Genomic DNA, 12,792 nt, shown 5'->3' on the forward strand with positions numbered 1-12,792 from the left:
ATAGTAGCTTTGGAATGAATGTGGTTGAACGGTATGGGCTTTCCAGATTATTTTCCAAATAGGCAAAACAAGTTTTCAGACGGCCTTGAAGGAAAGAGGCCGTCTGAAAACTAATCCGAACACAGCAAAACGGCGGGCAAGCATGCCCGCCCTTCGGCTTTGAAATATCAAATGCGGCTTATTCGGCCTCAATCTTTGATACGGCCTGCACCACATCATCTACGGTGCGCACGTTGCGGAAGTCTTCGGCTTTGAGTTTGCGGCCGGTTTCGCGTTTAATGTGGTCGATTAAGTCGATGGCGTCGATGCTGTCGATTTCCAAATCTTCGTAAAGATTGGTTTCGGGCTTGATGCGCTCGGGTTCGATTTCAAACAGATTCACTAAAGCATCGGTCAGAATCCGGCGGATTTCTTGTTCGGTCATCATTCGCTCCTTAGGCTTGGCGGCTACGGATGAAGTCGGCCAATGTGGCTACGCTGGCAAAATGATCACGCAAGTTGTCTTTTTCGCCGTCGAGTTGGAAGCCGAAGGTTTTTTGCACGGCCAAACCCAGCTCCAGCGCATCTACCGAATCCAAGCCCAAGCCGTCGTCGCCAAACAGCGGGGCGTCGGTTTCGATATCTTCAACGGTAATATCCTCCAAGCCTAAGCTGTCGATAATCATTTGTTTGATTTGTGTTTCTAAATTCATGTTGTTTCCCGTGTGAAATAGTCTTGCAAATAAGTGTTTAAACGCCGTGCGGCGATGGGCAGCGGCTTTTCCGCCAGCCAATCTTGCGGATGGATGTCGTCACCGACCGTAATTTCATAATGTATGGTGCGGGGTGGGATTTTATACCATGGCTGGCCTTTTTTGAAATTCGGCGGATCCATTTTGATGCACACGGGCGTAATCACTTCGGCACTGCGCAAGCCGATGGATACCGCGCCCCGGTGCAGCTTGATTTGCCCGTCCCAGCCCGTGCGCGTACCTTCGGGGAAAATCAGCAGGCTTTGGCCGCTTTTAAACACGGCGTCCACTTCTTCCATCATTTCCAGCGATTCGTCGTTGGGAATATAGCCCGTGGCAAGAATCTGGCTTTTCATGGAAGGATTATTGAGCAAATCTTTTTTAACGATGCAGTTCATGTCCGGCACATGGCTGACCAGCAACACCACATCCAGCAGCGAGGGGTGATTGGCCAATACCAGCTGGCCGGGTTTGCCCAGCTTTTCCAAGCCGTTGAAGCGTACGCTCAACACGCCAGACCAAATCAGATAGCCAACAAACCATTTCCACACCCTGCCAATCAACCGCCGCGCCTGTATTTGGCGGGGAATATCGTTTTTGGTGCTTTTTAATGTGTAAGGCAGCAAAACGATTTTAAACAGCACACCCACTACACCAAACAATATAAAGCCGAATAATGTTGCAAAAAAGCGGCGGTAGTAATTCAATGACTTCATAGAGCTTTCTGCCACAGCCAGCGGCGTTTGCCATAATATCTGGTTTCTGCATGCCTGTCTGAAAGCATAAAGCGTATCCAATCAAGCGCGCCCCAATAGGGTGAGTTTTTTTCGGCATCTTTGCCGCAAGACAAAGCTAAATGGTATTGCCGGCCCGGCCTCAATATCATTGCAAGCGCATAAGACATAGGCGCACGCTCGGCTTCGAGCACGTATTCTTCCGATAAAGGGTCGTCTGCGACCACCAACAACACTTGTTCCGCACCTTCCTGCATCAACGCATAAGCTTCAGCCAAAGCCGTTTCCAAACCATCGCTGCCCACCGCCAAAGCGGTGTTTTCACGCATATCTTTACGCAGCATCGACCATTGCCCGACTTGCGCATTATGTACAGACAGGCCAAACGACATGGGCGATACGGTGTGTGTTTTCATCAATTCCAGCCACAGCTCGAAGCTGCGGTTTAATTCGCCGTCATGCGAGGCAAACACCAAAATGCTTTCAGGATGTTTTTCTGCAAGATTCCATGCCGCATCACACACCAGCCGCGCCGCCCTGCCTAACCGCCGCCGCTGCATAGCAGGCAAAAAAGCCAGCTCAGGTTTATAATCAGGCTGGCTTTCAACAAAAGCTGTGTCCGCCGACCATTGCTGCCAAGCGCCAAGCCCTGCCAAACGGCTTGAAGAAGCCTGCCATTCGACAATATCAAAAGAAAAGCTGCAATGGGAAGATGCGGTCATCATGCGTTTAATCTGGTCAGTAAATGCTGTTATTTTAACCTAAGGTTTTAACAAAAAACAGCAATGCAATATAATTGGCACATTATTATTGGCATCGGCTTAGATATTAACAGCCCACATCGTTCATGAATGCTCCGCTCACCTGCCCCATTACGTCCGTTGCACCGCTTTTACCACACAGCGGCCATATGGTTTTGCTCGACTGCATCACCGACTACGGTTCCGGCCATCTTTCCGCTACCGCCAAAATAGGTGAAAACCATATTCTCTTAAAAAATAACTATCTGCCTTGTTTTGCCGGCATAGAGATTATGGCGCAAGGCATAGGCGCTTTGATGGGCTGCCATGCTGCCAACGCAGGCGAACCAATCAAACTAGGCTTTTTACTCGGCACCCGCAAGCTGAATTTATTTGCTGACAATATTCCGATTGACACTGAATTGCTGGTGAAAGTTCAGGAATCTGTAATGGATTCAACCGGTTTTGGCGTGTTTGACTGTGCGCTTTACTGGACTGACGCTCCTGAACATGAAAAAAGCAAGCTGCCTGCCGACGGCTTGTTGGCTCAAGCTGCACTGAATGTTTATAGCCCGAAAGAAGGGCAAACTGCTTGAACGTAATGTCGCTTTTTTCAGACAGGCATTGTGTCTACCAACACGCCTGAATCAAATTTTAAGTTTAAGGAAAACGTATGAGCGAAACCATTTTAATTACCGGCTCCAACCGAGGCATCGGCAAAGCAGTGGCTTTGGGCTTGGCGGAAGACGGCTATGACATCGTTGTTCATTGCCGCAGCCGCCGCGAAGAAGCAGAAGCCGTGGCCGAATCCGTGCGCGCTTTGGGCAGGCAGGCCAGAGTCTTGCAGTTTGACGTTTCCAACCGAAGCCAATGCCGCGAAGAGCTTACCGCCGATATCGAATCACACGACGCTTATTACGGCGTGGTGCTGAATGCCGGCTTAACGCGCGACAACGCTTTTCCGGCTTTTGAAGACGAAGACTGGGATCAAGTTCTGCGTACCAATTTGGATGGTTTCTATAATGTACTGCATCCGCTCGTAATGCCGATGATACGCCGCCGCAAAGCGGGGCGTATTGTGTGTATGGCTTCCGTGTCCGGTATCACAGGCAACCGCGGCCAGGTCAATTACAGCGCTTCCAAAGCCGGCATTATCGGTGCGGCCAAAGCTCTGGCGGTGGAGCTCGCCAAGCGGAAAATCACGGTCAACTGCGTGGCTCCCGGCCTGATTGATACGGAAATTGTGGATGAAAACGTGCCGGTGGAAGAGATTTTAAAAGCCGTGCCTGCCGCGCGCATGGGTTCGCCGGAAGAAGTGGCGCATGCCGTTCGGTTTTTGATGGACGACAAAGCAGCGTATATCACGCGGCAGGTTATTGCGGTAAACGGAGGTTTGTGTTGAGACGGGTTGTTGTTACAGGCGTCGGCGGGATTACCGCATTCGGGCGTGATTGGAAAAGCATTCAGACAGGCTTTCTAAAAGGTAAAAATGCCGTAAAAAGCATGGATTGGTCGGAGCAGTTTCCCGAGTTGGAAGCGCGCTTGGGTGCGATAGTGGAAAACTACCAACCGCCTGCCCACTGGACGCGCAAACAGCTGCGCAGCATGGGACGTGGAACGCAAATGGCTGTTGATGCCGCCGAACAGGCGTTGGCCGATGCAGGACTTTTGGGAGATGAACGTATTAAAGACGGCCGCATGGGCGTAGCCGCCGGCTCTTCCGTGGGCAGCACCAAAGACACCGGCGTGATGGGCGATTTGGTGTTGCACGGCAACTCGCGCAACTTCAACGCCAACACTTATGTGCGCATGATGCCGCACACCGTTCCGGCCAATGTCGGCATCTTTTTCGGGCTTACCGGGCGCATTATTCCAACCTCCAGCGCCTGTTCGTCCGGCAGCCAGGGCATCGGCTATTCTTATGAAGCCATTAAATACGGTTTGATAGATATGATGCTGGGGGGCGGCAGCGAAGAGTTCTGCCCGTCGGAAGTTTATGTATTCGACTCTCTCTATGCCGCCAGCCGCCGCAATCACGAACCCGAGCGTACTCCGCGTCCTTACGATAAAGACCGCGACGGTTTGGTTATCGGCGAGGGCGCAGGTTTTTTGGTGCTGGAAGAATTGGAATGCGCGCGTGCGCGCGGCGCCAAAATCTATGCCGAAATCGTGGGCTATGGTGCCAACAGCGACGGCAGCCACGTTACCCAACCGCAAAAAGCCACCATGCAGCGCTGCATGGAGATGGCTTTGAAAGACGCCGGTCTCTCACCAAACCAAATCGGCTATGTTAACGGGCACGGCACGGCCACTGAAAAAGGCGACATCGCTGAAACCTTAGCCACGGAAGCCGTGTTCGGCCATGTGCCCATGAGTTCGCAAAAAAGCTATTTCGGCCACACGCTCGGCGCATGCGGCTCTTTGGAATCTTGGTTTTCTATCGAAATGATGAACAGCGGCTGGTTCGCCCCTACTATCAATTTGGATAATGTCGACCCGCTTTGCGGCAAGGTGGATTATATCCGCGGCGAAGGGCGGGAGATTCAAACCGATTATGTAATGAACAACAACTTCGCTTTCGGCGGCGTGAACACTTCGCTAATATTCAAACGCTGGCAGGAGTAATAAGGCTTGCTTATGAGCTATCAATGCCTGTCTGAAAACCTTTTCAGACAGGCATTGATATATAGTTAATCAACATAACTTTCCTAAAACTTTATGCGTTTAATCATACTTCCCCACTCTTACCACATCCGCCTCAAACCCTCCTTCCAGCCGTAGCTCAAGTTGGCCTTCTCCCAACCAAACACAAGCCAACATGAAGTGACGGTCGATTTTATAGGTCACACCCCGCCAGCCGCCCTGCCCTTGCACATGCACTTTGCCCTCTTCACCACGTTGCCGGCCAACTACTTTCATTGCTTCCGGAAAACCAAGCTTGCCCGCTTTAAGCAGCGCTTCTTTCAGCGTCCATAACTCATAGAAATCGTCAGCTTGCCAACCGCTCTCGGCCAAGATTGCCTGCTCGTGCGGCTGTGCCACCCATTCTGCCAGCGATGCAAAATCCCGCGGCCGGATATGCTCGATATCCACGCCTGCAGCCAAAATCTTCCCGCCTCCGCACAACACCGCTGCCACGCCTTTGCTGTGCGACAAAGACCGCACCGGAGATACTGCCTGCTGCTTCAAATAACGGCTTACCCGCCAGTCTGCCCGCTGCGCCAACGCAGGTTGCGCCTGCAATCTGAGCGCATCCTGTTTATCCAATAAATCGGAACGGTATAAATCTGCGCAGTGCTCATCGGCCAGCAGGCAGGTTAATGGTGTATCCGGCATATTAATTTATCAATATCGACTATGGTTCAAATAGATACCTGCCCGCCCAAGTGGTTTCAGACAGGCATTTCCATTATACTTTGTCTCTTCGAACCGATATACCTTTGCCGCCATGAACGAAGCCGCACCCAAACGCAGCAGCACGGAAAATACGCCCAAACACGCCGTGCACCAAACGCTTTACAGCCCCACAGAATGCGCCACCCGCGACCTGATCCTAAGCAACAGCAATCTGCCGGAACACACGGCGCTTATTCCCCACTCCCCCGATTCGGAGCACATCAACTGGCTGCATTTCGTCGGCATCAACGACGCCGCTTCACTTAAAACCCTGCTCGCACCCTACGGCATTCATGATCTGGTGATTGAAGACTTGCTCAACCGCAATCAGCGCCCCAAAGCAGAGGACTACGAAAATTACCTCTTCATCGCCACCCGCGTGTTCCAATACGGCGGCAGCAAGCTCGTTTCAGACCCGGTGTACCTGATTATCGGGCACAATTTCGTCCTCACCTTCCAGCAGCGCCCGCTCGGGCTGCTCAGCAGCATCCGCAAACACATTGTCGACAACCGCACCGGCCTGCGCGACAAAAGCCCCGTTTTCCTCTCCTATACCTTCATCGACCGCTTGGTCGACGATTATTTCATCACGCTCGATCATTTCCATAACCGCGTGGAGGCGATTGATAAAAACCTGTTTGCCAACACCGGCAGTGACACCACCGATTTACTGCCGAAAATTCACCGCCTCAAACGCGATGCCGTGCGCCTGCGCCGCACGCTTTCGCCCATGCGCGATATGATGGTTCAGCTTTTGCGTGGCGATTTTCCCATTTTCCACAACGAAGCCCATATCTACCTGCGCGATGCTTACGACCACCTGCTCCAGCTTTCCGAATCGCTCGACGCCTCGCGCGATTCCGTGCAAAGCATGATGGACGTGCATTTGTCTTACCAGTCCAACCGGCTGAACATGCAGATGCGCGTGCTCACCGTGATTACCATCATTTTCATGCCTCTCACCCTGATCACCGGCATCTACGGCATGAACTTTGACAATATGCCCGAGCTGCATTGGCGCTACGGCTATTATATGGTCTGGCTGGCCATGATCTGCATCGTGTCGGCCCTGCTGATTTATTTCCACCGCCGCAAGTGGATTTAGCCCGATGCCTGTCTGAAAAATCATTTTCCACAACCTCAACAAATAAAGAAAACAACATGACCGACAATCAAAACCTCCCCCAATCGGAGCTTCAAATGTCCATCTTAATGACGCCCGACATGGCCAACTTCAGCGGCAACGTACATGGCGGCGACCTGCTCAAGCTGCTCGATCAAGTTGCCTACGCCTGCGCCAGCCGTTACAGCGGCCACTACTGCGTGACCCTCTCGGTGGACAAAGTTACCTTCAAAGAACCAATTCATGTAGGCGAACTCGTTACCTTCCTCGCCAGCGTCAACCATGTCGGCCGAACCTCAATGGAAGTCGGCATCCGCGTCGAAGCGCAAAACATCCGCGAACGCACCGTGCGCCATACCAACAGTTGCTATTTCACCATGGTTGCCGTTGACAACGGCAAACCCGTAGCCGTGCCGCCGCTGCAAATCACCAACGAGCGCCAGCAATGCCGCTTTGAAGCAGCAGAAGCGCGCAAACGGATACGCCTGCAAGAAAGCAACCAGCCCGATTGCCACGCATGCAAAGAATAAAACAATGCCTGTCTGAAAAACATTCCAAGCCTTTTCAGACAGGCATTCAACCAACACATTTTTATCAGAAAGCAAAACTATGTTTACAGGCATCGTACAAGGCACCGGCACCATCGTCGCCATACACAGCCCTTCCAAAGATTTCCGCACGCTCACCGTCGAACTGCCCGAACACATGGCAGACAATCTGCAGACCGGCGCGTCTATCGCCAATAACGGCTGCTGCCTCACCATCACCCATATCAACGGCAAACAAGTCAAATTCGACTTGATGGCCGAAACCCTGAGCAAAACCAACCTTGGCGAGCTTCAAACAGGCGATGCCGTAAACCTGGAACGCGCCGCCCGTTTCGGCGACGAAATCGGCGGACACCTGATGAGCGGCCACATCAGCGCCGTTACCCGCATCACCCGCATAGAAGAAAGCGCCCACAACAAAACCGTGTGGTTCACCCTACCGGCCGCTCTGAAGCCCTACATCCTGCCAAAAGGCTTCGCCGGCTTAGACGGTTGCAGCCTAACCATAGGCGAAGTAACCGATCAGGAATTCAACGTCCACCTCATACCCGAAACCTTGCGGCTCACCTTATTTGGCATCAAAAAAACCGGCGACAGCGTGAATATCGAAATTGATCCGCAAACCCAAGCCATTGTTGATACGGTTACACGAATACTGGCCAAGCCCTGAAAACATTTTCAGACAGGCATATCCGTGATGCCTGTCATGTCCCATCAAGCAAAATACCCGGGCTTGACGAAACCCTTAGAAAAATACGTCCATCTGCACATATAGTAAATCAACTTAAAAATCGTACACTCGTCATACTCGGGCTTGCCCCGATTATCTCCCGAACTTACTGAAACTCAAGATACTTGGGTCAAGCCCGAGTATGAGGATGTTGTTATTATGTAAGTTGGTTGACTATATACCGATCATAAGTTGATCCACCACATAAACCATGCCTGTCTGAAAACCACTGTTCAGACAGGCATGGTTTAATCCAACCGCAAAACGGTTACAGATGCACTTCAATATTATCAATCAAGCGCGTGTTGCCCAAGCGCGCCGCCGCCACAATCACCACGTGCTTGTCGCCTGCATGGGCCACCTGCAAATTACCGGCATGGCGCACTTCGATATAATCCACAACCCAGCCCGCATCACGCAAACGCTGTTTGGCTGCCTGCTCCAGCTCGGCATAATTCACATTTCCATCCTGAATCGCCTGCGCCATCTGCGACAATTCGCGATAAAGGCGCGGCGCTTCGGCGCGCTCCTCCGCACTCAAATACTGGTTGCGGCTGGATAAAGCCAAACCGTCGGCAGCCCTGCCCGTGTCCACAGGCACGATGCGGATGTTCATATTCAAATCATCCACCATGCCCTGAATAATAGTCAATTGTTGGTAATCTTTCTTGCCGAAGCAAGCCACATCGGCTTGCACGATATTAAACAGCTTGGTTACAACGGTAGCCACGCCGCGGAAATGCCCCGGCCTGAACGCGCCGCACAGCTCGTTTTGCAGATTCGGCGGCTCCACATTGTATTGCTGCTGCACACGCGGATAAAGCTCCTGCTCGTCCGGCACAAACACCACAGCCACGCCTTCGCCTTTCAGTTTGTCCACATCCTGCTGCAAGGTGCGCGGATATTTATCGAAATCCTCGCCTTGCCCGAATTGCAGTCGGTTCACAAAAATGCTCACCACCACTTGGTCGGCATGCTTTTTGGCTTCGCGCACCAAAGCCAAATGCCCTTCATGCAGATTGCCCATTGTGGGCACGAAAGCCACGCTGCCCGCATTTTTTCTCCATTCGCGAAGCTCTTGAATGGAATGGATGATTTTCATAAATGCTTATCCTTGTTTAAGCTTTAAAAATGTGTTCTTCAGCCGGAAAGGTTTGGTTTTTAACCGCATCCACATAAGCTTTCACAGCCGCTTGAATGCTGGTTTGCCCTTCCATAAAATTTTTTACGAATTTAGCCGTTTTGCCCGGGAACACACCCAGCATATCGTGCATCACCAGCACCTGCCCGTCGCAATCGACACCGGCTCCGATACCAATGGTCGGGCAGGAAACGCTTTGGGTAACCAGTTTGCCCAGCTCGGCGGGCACGCACTCCATCAGCACCATCGCCGCGCCTGCTTCATCATGTGCTTTGGCATCATTCAGCAAAGCCTGTGCAGCCGTATCGCCTTTGCCTTGAACTTTATAGCCGCCAAACGCATGCACGGATTGCGGCGTCAGCCCGATATGCGCGCACACGGGAATACCGCGCATCTGCAAAAATCCGGTAGTTTCCGCCATCCACACACCGCCTTCCAATTTCACCATGTGCGCACCGGCGGCCATCAGCTCGGCGGAAGCGGCAAAAGCCTGCTCTTTGCTTTGCTGATAGGAGCCAAAAGGCAAATCGGCCACAATCATGGCCTGCTTGTTACCGCGCGCAACGGCTGCGGTGTGGTAACACATATCCTGCAAAGTTACCGGCAGGGTGGAGCTTTGCCCTTGCACCGTCATGCCTAAAGAGTCGCCCACCAAAAGCATATCCACGCCTGCTTCGTTCATTAAAGATGCAAAGCAGGCCTCATAGCAGGTGAGCATGGCGATTTTCTCGCCTTCGGCCTTCATTTTTTGCAGGGTATTTACAGTAATCATAAGTATCAGAAGCTTCAAAAACATTAAACGCTGCCTATATTAAGGCACATGATGGGATTTCAAGGTTTTGCGCACAAGCAAATGCCTGTCTGAACCGTCTTCAGACAGGCATTCCAATCAAAACCCGAGCTTAGCGCTTTTTCTTCCAAAACTCAAAAGCCATCAATGCCGCGCCCAACATAGCCCGGTGTTTCCACTTGATGGGCAGCAGCACGCTTTTCCACAAGCTCTGGCTGGGCATGTTGCTGACCAAATCCAAAACCTGTGCAGCCGGCCCGTCGGGCTCTTGCCGGCGCGAGCGCCTTAATTTTTGGCGCTCCAAATCAATTTTCAAACGTGTAAGCTTGCATTCCAGCTCTAAAAGTTCGCGTTCTTCACGTTTGCTCTTGTTAGGCATGTGTCCGCTCCTCCCTGTTATTCTTTACGGCCGCGTTCAGCCTTGTCGCTCAGATAAGCCAAGTCTTCCTGCATATCCTGAAAAGTTTGGCTGACTTTTTCGCTTCCGCTGCGCCAGATTGAAGGAATTTGTAAAATCAAACAAAGCACCAAAAGCAGTGCAACGCCGGCGGTTCCGAAAAACGTCCAAATTTTGGCCTCGTCCGACAGCACGGTATTCAAGCCGAAAAGCAGCGCGGTCAGTCCGATCAGGCAGCACACGGCGGCAGCCATAATCATGGCGAAGATTTTCAACACACCCGCAACCTGCTCTTCAACATCCAAACGCAGCACGCGCAAACGCAACAGCAGCAAATGGATGCCTTGGCCGAAGATGGCTTTAATACCGGTAATTTCCTGTTTAATACCCATAGGCGTCGCCTTTCTAAATTAAACACGGAAACCGCCGGAAAGGCCCGGCGGTTTGATGATATGAATTAACGACGGGTCAGCAGAATGCCTGTAACTAAACCTGCCAAAGCAGCAAAGCCCATTGCGTAGTAAGGCTTGTCGTTCACATAATCATCAACCTGACGGACACGGTAACGCGCTTCTTCATAAGCACGCTCTTCAAAATCACTCAATTTTGATTGTGCGCGCTCAAGTTTAGATTGCAGCTTTTCTTTCAAAGCTTTGGTTTCTTCCGCGCCACGCTCGATACCTTGGTCATACAGCGCTTCCGCATCGTTTAATACCGAACGGATTTCTTGCAACAAAGCATCTTTTTGTGATTCGTAGTTACGTCTCATTGTGTTTTCCTTTCCAAGTTAAATTACCTGCAAAATGGCAAGCAATGTTTTCAACATAAGTCTATTTCGTAATATTTCAAGCAAAATATCATATAAATTATTAAAGGGGCTGAAGTAGATTAGCCCCTAATTTAAATATCTATCTGATTTGACTACATGAATTCCAATCTTCGGGATTGAGTTTACTCAACTTTTCTAAAAACTTGAATTCCTTTATCAAGATATTTTGTTGGCGTTGTTTACCCAAAAACAAGTTAGCTACCCCTTTAGGTACAGGACGTAGATATCGAATGAGGGTTTTGCTTTCGCCTTGATCACTTAAATTAATCACAAATGAATAAGTACCAAACGGTTCTACCCCGACAAACTGCGCGGTTCCCTTATCGCGCTCCAATTTACTTTCAACAGACGAAGTTTGATATTGGCTTACGGTATCATTCAAACATTTATCATAATAGCGTTTCATATTACGATACGCTTCAACATAGTCTACATCAACCAAGATCTCACGTTGTCCTTCAAACGCCCGCTTTTCAATCTCTTCAATTGAAGTTGGTAGTATCATACGTACACATCCACCTGTCGAAACCATAACTGCTGCGACAAGTATCCAATTCTGCCATTTCATAAAATATCCTTTTTATGGCCATCTATCTGTTGATCAGAAACCGGTTGACCTAAAATAACCGATTCTCTCTCATTCAAATCAAAACGAGTGTCTAAAGTATACTCATATATTTGCCAAGTACTTCTGCGTTTCTTACGATCATACTTTACAGTTTTTAAGATGTAGTGCTTACCTGCTTCAAAGTTCACATCATTAAATTTCACATATCCTATGGAACTATTAGCGACTCCCGCTATGAATGAGTGTGATCCTGTCGGAACTTTTAGTGGGATATGGGGTGTTTGTAAAACTTGGTAGCTCGACAAAAAACCAAACTCTTCCTCATATCCGGAAAGCATAGTCTTATCAAACTTAATGATGTTGATTGGTGTCGGATCCAAAGTACCATAACCATAGTGGCGAGATACAGGGGGATAAAATCTTAGAGTTGCATATGGTTGATCTTCTTTGATTAATTGATTGGAAAATGTCTCTAATTTAGCTGTCACTATTTTCCTCGTTTCCTCAGCACGCTTTTCAAGCGCCGCACACGCACTTAAGACACTTATGGTGGTCATACAAATCAAAGTGTTTTTTAACCACATTCGCATTTCATTTCCTTTATTTATTCGAAAATATCATTTTTACAAAAAATAATATTAACTTTAATATTATTTTTATAATATACATTCAACTATGTTTCAAATGGCTTATTATATAATAAATAAAAAAATAGTTTTTACACGACAAATCCTTGTTCTCCTCCATCCGCAGAGAAATCAAAGATATTGCCGGCAACGGCATTAGTAAAAGCGAACTGAACCGCGTAAGCCGTTTGGTCACCAGCCGAAATCTATGCCCGAGGTTCCATGACCGCCCAAACCTCACTGCTGGAGACAAATGTTCGATAGACTGCCAATCAATCTCACCTGCTCCAGCTTCAACAGAGGAAAGCGGTCGACGTGTTTGGCAATCATGGCTTGTCGTTTGCTGAAAAAAGGTGCTCATGAGAAATCCCCTAAATATCTTGACGGGGAGTTTAGGGGATTTGGGGACTTTTCAAAGATCTCAGCCCGTCTTGAACCA

Annotated in this window: 18 protein-coding genes and 1 pseudogene; 6 read left to right on the forward strand and 13 right to left on the reverse strand. The window is 49.9% G+C overall.

The genetic code is table 11. The annotated features are described in order from the left end of the window. Window positions 1-178: 178 nt before the first annotated feature. The 4 genes from HMPREF9370_RS08585 to HMPREF9370_RS08600 are packed head-to-tail and all read right to left on the reverse strand — an operon-like array spanning window position 179 to window position 2,190. Window positions 179-424 (reverse strand): acyl carrier protein, encoded by a 246-nt coding sequence (locus HMPREF9370_RS08585; RefSeq protein WP_040667088.1) that lies wholly within the window; start codon window positions 422-424, stop codon window positions 179-181. 10 nt (window positions 425-434) lie between these two features. Next, a complete protein-coding gene (locus HMPREF9370_RS08590; RefSeq protein ID WP_009117067.1) occupies window positions 435-692 on the reverse strand; it encodes a phosphopantetheine-binding protein in 258 nt (85 codons plus the stop codon). Beyond that, window positions 689-1,447, reverse strand: a complete 759-nt coding sequence (locus HMPREF9370_RS08595; RefSeq protein WP_009117068.1) for a lysophospholipid acyltransferase family protein — start codon at window positions 1,445-1,447, stop codon at window positions 689-691. The genes HMPREF9370_RS08590 and HMPREF9370_RS08595 overlap by 4 nt, the downstream gene beginning before the upstream one ends. Next, window positions 1,444-2,190, reverse strand: coding sequence for a beta-ketoacyl synthase chain length factor (locus tag HMPREF9370_RS08600; protein WP_009117069.1), 747 nt, complete (start codon window positions 2,188-2,190; stop codon window positions 1,444-1,446). Before HMPREF9370_RS08600 ends, HMPREF9370_RS08595 begins: the two co-directional genes overlap by 4 nt. A gap of 122 nt (window positions 2,191-2,312) precedes the next feature. Between HMPREF9370_RS08600 and HMPREF9370_RS08605 the strand changes: the two genes are divergently transcribed. The 3 genes from HMPREF9370_RS08605 to HMPREF9370_RS08615 all read left to right on the forward strand — a co-directional run bounded on the left by HMPREF9370_RS08605 (window position 2,313) and on the right by HMPREF9370_RS08615 (window position 4,830). Then, entirely contained in the window at window positions 2,313-2,801 is a 489-nt protein-coding gene (locus HMPREF9370_RS08605; RefSeq protein ID WP_009117070.1) for a hotdog family protein, read from the forward strand. 77 nt (window positions 2,802-2,878) lie between these two features. Next, window positions 2,879-3,607, forward strand: a complete 729-nt coding sequence (gene fabG, locus HMPREF9370_RS08610) for a 3-oxoacyl-ACP reductase FabG (protein WP_009117071.1) — start codon at window positions 2,879-2,881, stop codon at window positions 3,605-3,607. Continuing rightward, window positions 3,601-4,830, forward strand: a complete 1,230-nt coding sequence (locus tag HMPREF9370_RS08615; RefSeq protein WP_009117072.1) for a beta-ketoacyl-ACP synthase — start codon at window positions 3,601-3,603, stop codon at window positions 4,828-4,830. The genes fabG and HMPREF9370_RS08615 overlap by 7 nt, the downstream gene beginning before the upstream one ends. A gap of 99 nt (window positions 4,831-4,929) precedes the next feature. On the opposite strand, the gene HMPREF9370_RS08620 is transcribed toward HMPREF9370_RS08615, so the two are convergent. Further along, a complete protein-coding gene (locus HMPREF9370_RS08620) occupies window positions 4,930-5,541 on the reverse strand; it encodes a 4'-phosphopantetheinyl transferase family protein (protein WP_009117073.1) in 612 nt (203 codons plus the stop codon). 112 nt (window positions 5,542-5,653) lie between these two features. Here HMPREF9370_RS08620 and corA point away from each other — a divergent pair, with 112 nt between their 5' ends. The 3 genes from corA (at window position 5,654) to HMPREF9370_RS08635 (ending at window position 7,942) form a co-directional block, all read left to right on the forward strand. Further along, window positions 5,654-6,706 carry a magnesium/cobalt transporter CorA gene (gene corA / locus HMPREF9370_RS08625; RefSeq protein ID WP_009117074.1) on the forward strand — a complete coding sequence of 351 codons (1,053 nt, stop codon included), beginning with the start codon at window positions 5,654-5,656 and terminating at the stop codon, window positions 6,704-6,706. A 56-nt stretch (window positions 6,707-6,762) separates the two neighbouring features. Further along, a complete protein-coding gene (locus HMPREF9370_RS08630) occupies window positions 6,763-7,254 on the forward strand; it encodes an acyl-CoA thioesterase (protein ID WP_040667089.1) in 492 nt (163 codons plus the stop codon). Window positions 7,255-7,333: 79 nt separating this feature from the next. Next, window positions 7,334-7,942, forward strand: coding sequence for a riboflavin synthase (locus HMPREF9370_RS08635; protein ID WP_009117076.1), 609 nt, complete (start codon window positions 7,334-7,336; stop codon window positions 7,940-7,942). 328 nt (window positions 7,943-8,270) lie between these two features. Here HMPREF9370_RS08635 and panC read toward each other — a convergent pair whose 3' ends face one another. From panC to HMPREF9370_RS12605, 8 genes and pseudogenes are all read right to left on the reverse strand, one after another. Further along, window positions 8,271-9,104, reverse strand: coding sequence for a pantoate--beta-alanine ligase (gene panC, locus HMPREF9370_RS08640; protein WP_009117077.1), 834 nt, complete (start codon window positions 9,102-9,104; stop codon window positions 8,271-8,273). 16 nt (window positions 9,105-9,120) lie between these two features. Continuing rightward, on the reverse strand, window positions 9,121-9,915 hold the full coding sequence (gene panB / locus HMPREF9370_RS08645) for a 3-methyl-2-oxobutanoate hydroxymethyltransferase (RefSeq protein WP_040667603.1): 795 nt from the start codon (window positions 9,913-9,915) through the stop codon (window positions 9,121-9,123). 130 nt (window positions 9,916-10,045) lie between these two features. Beyond that, window positions 10,046-10,312, reverse strand: coding sequence for a hypothetical protein (locus HMPREF9370_RS08650; protein WP_009117079.1), 267 nt, complete (start codon window positions 10,310-10,312; stop codon window positions 10,046-10,048). Window positions 10,313-10,329: 17 nt separating this feature from the next. Then, window positions 10,330-10,722: a phage holin family protein gene (locus tag HMPREF9370_RS08655; protein ID WP_009117080.1), complete on the reverse strand. Its 393-nt coding sequence runs from the start codon at window positions 10,720-10,722 to the stop codon at window positions 10,330-10,332. 65 nt (window positions 10,723-10,787) lie between these two features. Further along, a complete protein-coding gene (locus HMPREF9370_RS08660; RefSeq protein WP_009117081.1) occupies window positions 10,788-11,099 on the reverse strand; it encodes an ElaB/YgaM/YqjD family protein in 312 nt (103 codons plus the stop codon). Between the two features lie 139 nt (window positions 11,100-11,238). Further along, window positions 11,239-11,727 (reverse strand): hypothetical protein, encoded by a 489-nt coding sequence (locus HMPREF9370_RS08665; protein WP_009117082.1) that lies wholly within the window; start codon window positions 11,725-11,727, stop codon window positions 11,239-11,241. Next, window positions 11,724-12,311: a hypothetical protein gene (locus HMPREF9370_RS08670; RefSeq protein WP_009117083.1), complete on the reverse strand. Its 588-nt coding sequence runs from the start codon at window positions 12,309-12,311 to the stop codon at window positions 11,724-11,726. Before HMPREF9370_RS08670 ends, HMPREF9370_RS08665 begins: the two co-directional genes overlap by 4 nt. A 199-nt stretch (window positions 12,312-12,510) precedes the next feature. After that, window positions 12,511-12,714 (reverse strand): annotated as a pseudogene (locus HMPREF9370_RS12605) (IS5/IS1182 family transposase); the annotation flags it as partial. Window positions 12,715-12,792: the final 78 nt, after the last annotated feature.

It is taken from the genome of Neisseria wadsworthii 9715 (assembly GCF_000227765.1).
Lineage (GTDB): Bacteria > Pseudomonadota > Gammaproteobacteria > Burkholderiales > Neisseriaceae > Neisseria > Neisseria wadsworthii.